Consider the following 7,533-nt stretch of genomic DNA (forward strand, 5'->3'; position numbering starts at 1 on the left):
GTTATTGAATTGAATAGCTTACAAAAGCAATTTTTTTACTATCGGCACTCCAGGAGGGCACATTAATGGTACCCTGCCCACCAAAAAACACCGGTGTAAGATCCCTGATAGTTTTATCAGCCAGATTCATTAAACGCAGTTTTACCTGTTTGCCAAAAAGGTGACTTTGTTTTTCATCGGTGATATAGGCAATATACACGATCGATTTATTGTCGGGCGAAGGATGGGCAAACCAGTTGGAATTATCGTCGAATGTAAGTTGCTCGGGGTTACTGCCATCTGTATGCATACGCCATATTTGCATATGCCTGGTGCGGTAAGAGTTGAAGTAGATATATTTTCCATCAGTTGAATAATCGGGGCCGTCATCCAGGCTATCGGTGGTAGTTAAACGCTTTTCTTCACCGCCATCCACAGAGATGGTATAAATATCATAATTGTTATTACGCTCTGCACAGTATGCCAGTGTTTTTCCATCCATGCTCCAGCCATGCCAGTAGGAAGGCGATTTCATTGTTAACAGCTTTGGCTCACCACCTGTTACCGGCAGGATATACACTGCCGAATGATAAGGCTTATTGCTGGTGTCTTTTCGGTTATTGTTACTAATGGCCAACCATTTTTTATCGGGCGAAAAACCATGATCGTTATTGCATTCATTTGCAAAACCGGTGTTTAGCAGATTTACGCTTTTAGTAACCAGATTAAAAGTATATAGCTTGCCATAACTGTTTAGTAATAAATAGCCATCCGGATGCCAGTTAGGGGCTTCAAAGTGCTGATGCACGGCTAATAGCGTATCTATTTTACCGGTGGTTATATCCAGTACCTGAATATAACTAATGGTATCTTTTTTTATTTGTGCCTTGGCTGCAATGGTAAAAAACAGCAGGATGCAAATCAAATGCAGGCATTTTTTAGCAGCCCGTACAGCTAATGGTAGAACATGTTTCATAATAAATGGCGTTAATAAAAGCAATCTTGTTTAAACCCGTACCGAAGATATCTTTTTACCATCAATATTACAATACGTATTTTTTACGCAATAACATTTTCTTTTTACTAAACGTGCTAGCAGGTAGCAAATAAAAAAGGCCCCTTTTGCAAGGAGCCTAAAAAAACTATCGCCATCTATTATGCATGTAACAATTTATCCAGGTAATTATAACTGTTGGTTACATTTTGTATAGGCTTTGGCGCACCATCCTGCTCAACAAAATAGTATTTCATCCCCGATGTTTTGGCATTATCAAAAATCGTTTTGAAATCAACAATACCGGTACCCACTTCTGCGGGACTCATGGTAGTTTTATCCAAATCTTTTACATGCCATAGCGGGAAACGGCCCGGATGCATTTTAAACAGCGCTACGGGGTCTTGTTTTGCCTTAGTAGCCCAGGCAAGGTCTAATTCCATCTTCACCATATCCTTCTCCGTATTGGCCAGAATATAATCAAACGGGCGGTGGCCTTCTATTTCATCAAACTCACTGGTATGGTTATGATAGGCAAATTGCACACCCACTTTTTTACAGGCTTCACCCGATTTATTAAATACTTCTACGGCCGATTTTATTTCGTCCAATGTATTTACCGGAATGCTGGAGCAAACCAAATAACCAATACCGCCTTCAGCAGCTGCATCGGCCAGTTCCTGATAATTCTCTTTCAGGTTAAGCGATTTTGGCTGGTCTTTCATCTTATCCAGATACTTCTGAATTCTTGCCGAGTCCTCCGCCGTTTTGGCCATCTTCATTATCTGCGACATATTAAACGGTGCACCGCCTACATGAGCCGAACGCCAGGTCATACCAGCTGCTTTTATCATGGCCGACAATTCCTTTGGTTTATAGCCATAAAAATTGCCCTTTTGCGAGCCGGCGCTTTCCAGTTCTTTATATCCAATGGCGGCCAGCTTTTCCAATGTACCCTGTGGGTCGGTAGTCATCATATCGCCAAGGGTATATAATTGCAGCCCAACATTGGGCATTTTTTTACCGGCAAAAAATGCTGCATTGGTAGTCCTTGCCAGCAATAAGCCAGTAAGCCCCATTGCTCCCGACTGAATAAATTTTCTTCTTTGCATGATGTGTTGTTTTTATGTACACCCGGTGTTGGGTGTAATGGCAAAATATAATCGTTGTTTAAAAGTAGAGCAATAACAGTATCTGATTCTAATAAACTTTTGCAGCCAACCTGTTTAGTTATTTTTTATGTACCCGGCTGTAGTATGGCAGTGCAGCTTTACTTGCGTCGCACACTTGTACGTGCGGATCAATGGTGCAGCTTTTATCTTTAATGCAAATGGCAAAAACAAGCCAGCATACCAAAGAATTTTATTGATCAAAAAACCTGCTTTGCCAGCAAAAAACATTTTTATTGCTTTTTTATAAAAAGGTATTTCAACGCACCGGTACTCCATAAAGCCCACCATATTAACACAGGTTGAAATAGTAAGCGAATCATTCTGGCATTATCAGTATCCAGCCCAAACGCGTTGGTGTGATTTACATATTGTGCAATATTGCCGGGATAAATCAACACATAAAACAATGCCAAAGCCATACCTACTCGTATCCTTTCGCGTTTCCAGAATATCATGCTCAATCCTAAAACCAGTTCAACAATACCGGATAAAATAACCACCAGGTCTTTGCTTAATGGAAGCCAATCAGGCACCTGCGCCTGAAATTCGGCTCGCTGAAAAGTAAGATGCCCAATAGCAGCCAATACCATAAATGCACCCAATACTATTCGAAGTATTTTTTGCAGTGTTGTTTTTTGTAAAGTATCTATCATGTTTTTTTATTTTATCACAACTTACCATAATATCGTTTGTGATATACAATTAAATTTTATTCGCTACGGTATAAGCTGCATTACTTGTTACAGCACAAGAGTGCGACGCAAGTAAAGCCTCCAAAAGCTACCAGGGCCGGGCCCAACAACCTGTATTTACTGTTGAAAAATAGCAGGGTATTTTCTAATGAAATAAACCGGAGTGCAACTCCAGGCATGGCAATAACTGTTTACCGGGAAAAAATTATACGGCGATAAAAAATCATCTTTGGGATCGTATACTTCCCAAAAAGTATCGGCGCCTTTTTGTACCATGCCGCCCCAATAGCTTAGCATCAGGTCTTTGGCGGCTTTGTTCATACCGCATTGAATCATGGCTTCCATAACATAATGATACAAATAGGGTGCACCGGGATATACTACCTGTTGCATGGTTGGAAGCACAGTGAAAGCCTTCACCCCTTCTGCCTGTGTGGCTACGCCACTTAATATCATCCAGGCCTGAGAAGCATAGGAAACCTGCTTATTTTCTCCGCTAATAAATACGCCGGTAGTTTTATCATACAGGTTTTTATGGGCTGCTTCAGTCATTTTTTTAATCAGCGCAGGCAAGTCGGCCACTTCATTTTCTTTACCCAGTTTTTTAGCCAGAGCATAGGTATTTTTATAAGCCCATATTACTACACCTTGCAAAGCAGCCTGTTTATCCAGGCCATTGCGCCAATCAAAGAACAACCACCATTCCTTGCCGGCACGCAGGTAATCCATCATACCATCGGCACCAATATATTTTTTGGGTACTTCCAGTTGCTGTTTTACAATGGGCCACAAATCCTGTGCGGTTTGGGTATCGCCGGTAGCATCCAAATATTCTTTTACGGCCACATCATAAATCAAGGCATAATCAAACAAAGGATTGATTTGCGGATGCGGCCTGGGTCTTTCAAATACATTGGATGGTGCTACCCCATCGTTATAACTTAGACCGGCCAGCAGGTATAAACAGTGCCTGGTAAGCGCATCATTTTTAAATGAGTAGATATTGGCCAGGGATTCCAGGTATAAATCACCAATCCATAATCTTCTGTCTCTTTTAGGACCATCCTCATACACGGTTTGCATACATTCTTTTAGGGTAGTAAGCCCTACCCTGTCTATTTGGGCAATCAATGCGTCTGTTGAGGGGGCCAGTGCTGCGGGGGTAGTATTTACTGAGGTGGTGGCTTTAACCGACAATTGACTTATACGAAAATCGGAATAACCGGAGCTGCCCAATAATTCCAATTTTACATAGCGGAAGGCAAAACGGCGTGGAATGGTAATGGTAGCCGGCACTTCATTAATAGTAATAATTTCATCCTGCAGCCAGGCACGGCTTAAACCGCCGGTATAGGGGTCAAAAGGGGTAGTAAGTTCTGACGGCACTTCACCAAAAGTAAATTTGATACGTATGGGCGCATCTACCGCCCGGTTTAGTTCTTCTACTGTAAAACTGCAATAGCCGGTAAGGTGTTCACCAAAATCTACCACAGCTGTTTGTTGCTTTATAAAAGAGGTATTGTATAAAGTGGCAATGGGTTGCGATGGAACTGCTTTCCATTGCTGAAAAACACCGGCATCTTTTACCAGTGTATCCAGGGTTAGTGGCTGTTTAGTGGTTTCAATTAATACAGGTTTAGTGTCTTCGGCTTTTTGCAGCCATGCAGCACGCAGGTCTTTAAAAACATCCTGTGCGGGCAATATGGTAGCAAAGCAAAGCGCACAAAAAAGAAAACAGCTTTTTTTCATGATGGCAATTTTAGAAAACTAAAAGTACTGTGTATTACGCGATAACTATCATGCACCATCATGTGTTGCCAATTGGGTTGTTGCAGGCCGGGCGTTATATGGTAAAAAAAGCTTTGTACTTTAGTGCCGGCATGTATGCTATACTTCATCAGTAAACACCAAACAAATGAAAAAAGCCATTTTACTTGTATTGATTATTAGCACTTCCTTTACGGCGGGTTTTGCAGTTAATGAGCTGCTTACCCCGCAAAACAATGCTACTCCCGAATTAAAAAGAGTTACCGGTATTGGCGGTATTTTTTTTAAATGTAAAGACCCCAAACAAATGAGGGAATGGTACCAAACGCATTTGGGTATTCAAACCAATCAATATGGTGCTGTGTTTGAATGGAGACAGGGTGCAGACAGCAGCCAAAAAGGATTTACCCAATGGAGCCCTTTTAAGGAAAGCACCAAATATTTTGCCCCTTCTACCAAAGACTTTATGATTAACTATCGGGTAGACAATCTGGAGGCATTGGTGGAGCAATTAAAAAAAGAAAACGTAACCATAACAGATAGCATTGAAAGCTTTGACTACGGCAAATTTGTGCATATACTGGATATGGAACAAAACAAAATAGAGCTATGGCAACCCAACGATATTGCCTATGAACAAATGGGTATACAAATGGGCAGTACCACTACAAAATAATTCCATTCAATAAAAACTATCTGCACTTATATAAGAATAAAAGCAAATTGTGTACCCAACACCAAATGCTTTGTGCAGCTTCACTTGCGTCGCACACTTGTACGCCAGAATAGACATGAGCTATTGCCTACTAGCTATTGGCTAACAGCTAAAAGCTAATAGCTGCTACTCCTGCCCAAGTGTGCGACGCAACTAAAGCCCATTATAAAACCCTTGCCGGGTACAAAAATATTATTACATAAAAAAAGACCTGCAGCTGTTGCTACAGGTCTTTAACATTAAACGGGGAAATCTAAAACTATTTTTCTTTATAGATTTTAACAGTAGCCGTGCCCTGATTGTTCACTAACGATACCATGTACACGCCGTTAGCGTATTTGCTAAGGTCTATTTGTACCTGATTGCTGCCTGCCACCGTATTACCGGTTTTGGTAAATACCGGTTTACCTGCCAGGTCTCTTACCACAATCTCGTATTTATCGCCCTGCTTGTTACTGCTGAATACCAGGTTGGCCATGGAAGCAGTTGGGTTTGGATAGGCTTTTATGCTAAGTGCCAGTGCAGATGCCTGATCTGTATTATCAGAAGATTTTACTGCTGCTGGTGCTACAGTAACCGCCAGACTACCTGTTGGTGAACTACCACATGCATTGCTGATAAACACTTTAACATTACCGCTTGCAGTTCCAAACTTCACTTTTATTCTAAATGTACCCTGTCCGCTGGTAATGCTTGCTCCTGCAGGAACATTCCAAGTATAGGTAAAGCCGGCTATGTTTGGCAATTGATAAATCACATTGCTTTGATTTGCCGTTACAGTAGTTGGTCCATTGATAGAAGTTGTTGGATTAGGAGCCACTGCATACACTTTTAATGTTTGTGCCGGGCTAATACCACAGGCATTATTTGCAGTAACACTAATGATTGCTGTAGTGGTAAATGTTGCAGGAACCGTAACAACAGCATTGGTACCAGTGCTGGTTACACTAAATCCTGCCGGTACTGTCCACACATAACTGGTTGCACCTGCAACAGGATTAATGGTAAAATTATATACGCCACCACCACACAGATTAAAGAACTGACCATTGATCTTTTTAGGCTGGGCCGGTGCATGACCGGTACCAGCTGCAATGGTAATGGATTTACTTGTTGAACAGCCATTGGCATCGGTTACAGTATAATTATATACACCCGCAGTTACGGTAAAGCTGCCTGTACCGCTATAGGGTGATGTACCGCCGGTAGCATCTACATTTACAATAGTAGTACCACCGCTACAGCTAATAACACCCGCTGAAACGCTTACCACTAATGGTGTTGGCTGGCCAACGGTATAAGTATCAGCACTGCTGCAAGTACCTGCTGAGAACACAGTTACCTGATAGCTACCTGCCGCCAGGTTATTGATATCTTCTGTTGTAGCTGTGAAACCGTTTGGTCCTGTCCATGCATAAGTGAATGGAGCAGTACCGCCGCCAGCTGTTAAATTGATAGCGCCATTGGTACCTGCATTACAGGTTACATCAGTAACAGAAGCAGATAATGTGGCAGTTTTGGTGATGGTTAAATGTAAGGTAGCCACATTGGTGCAACCTGATTCGTTGATTGATTCAAATATATAATCACCTGAAGTGGTGTAAGTAGTACCATGCCATTCGTAACTATCACAAGCAACTGCAGTTTCTTCGCTGGTGCTGCTGTAATTAACCGTTAAATGTAAGGTAGCCACATTGGTACAACCTGATGCATTGATTGATTCAAATGTATAATCACCAGATTCGGTATAAGTAGTACCATGCCATTCGAAACTATCACAAGCTACAGCAGTTTCTTCGCTGGTGCTGCTGTGATTGATGGTTAAATGTAAAGTAGCCACATTGGTACAACCTGATGCATTGGTTGATTCAAATGTATAATCACCAGATTCAGTGTAAGTAGTGCCATTCCATTCGTAGCTATCACAAGCAACTGCAGTTTCTTCGCTAGTGCTGCTGTAATTAACCGTTAAATGTAAGGTAGCCACATTGGTGCAACCTGATTCGTTGATTGATTCAAATGTATAATCACCAGATTCGGTATAAGTAGTACCATGCCATTCGTAACTATCACAAGCAACTGCAGTTTCTTCACTGGTGCTGCTGTAATTAACCGTTAAATGTAAAGTAGCCACATTGGTACAACCTGATGCATTGATTGATTCAAATGTATAATCACCAGATTCAGTGTAAGTAGTACCATGCCATTCGTAAA

Annotated in this window: 6 protein-coding genes; 1 reads left to right on the forward strand and 5 read right to left on the reverse strand. The window is 41.5% G+C overall.

The annotated features are described in order from the left end of the window. Position 1: 1 nt before the first annotated feature. From GD597_RS21175 to GD597_RS21190, 4 genes are all read right to left on the reverse strand, one after another. Complete coding sequence (locus GD597_RS21175; protein ID WP_171609920.1) at positions 2-955, reverse strand: TolB family protein; 954 nt, start codon at positions 953-955, stop codon at positions 2-4. Between the two features lie 179 nt (positions 956-1,134). Continuing rightward, positions 1,135-2,085 carry a sugar phosphate isomerase/epimerase family protein gene (locus GD597_RS21180; RefSeq protein ID WP_216368648.1) on the reverse strand — a complete coding sequence of 317 codons (951 nt, stop codon included), beginning with the start codon at positions 2,083-2,085 and terminating at the stop codon, positions 1,135-1,137. 290 nt (positions 2,086-2,375) lie between these two features. After that, a complete protein-coding gene (locus GD597_RS21185) occupies positions 2,376-2,798 on the reverse strand; it encodes a DoxX family protein (RefSeq protein ID WP_171609921.1) in 423 nt (140 codons plus the stop codon). Between the two features lie 156 nt (positions 2,799-2,954). Then, positions 2,955-4,586, reverse strand: a complete 1,632-nt coding sequence (locus GD597_RS21190; protein ID WP_171609922.1) for an alpha-L-rhamnosidase-related protein — start codon at positions 4,584-4,586, stop codon at positions 2,955-2,957. Positions 4,587-4,752: 166 nt separating this feature from the next. On the opposite strand from GD597_RS21190, the gene GD597_RS21195 reads away from it, so the two are divergent. Further along, complete coding sequence (locus GD597_RS21195; protein WP_171609923.1) at positions 4,753-5,280, forward strand: VOC family protein; 528 nt, start codon at positions 4,753-4,755, stop codon at positions 5,278-5,280. A 298-nt stretch (positions 5,281-5,578) separates the two neighbouring features. Here GD597_RS21195 and GD597_RS21200 read toward each other — a convergent pair. Then, positions 5,579-7,533 (reverse strand): T9SS type A sorting domain-containing protein (locus GD597_RS21200; protein WP_171609924.1); only part of this gene is annotated, 1,955 nt, incomplete at its 5' end.

Origin of the sequence: Limnovirga soli (assembly GCF_013106755.1) — a bacterium.
In the GTDB taxonomy this organism is placed as follows: domain Bacteria; phylum Bacteroidota; class Bacteroidia; order Chitinophagales; family Chitinophagaceae; genus Limnovirga; species Limnovirga soli.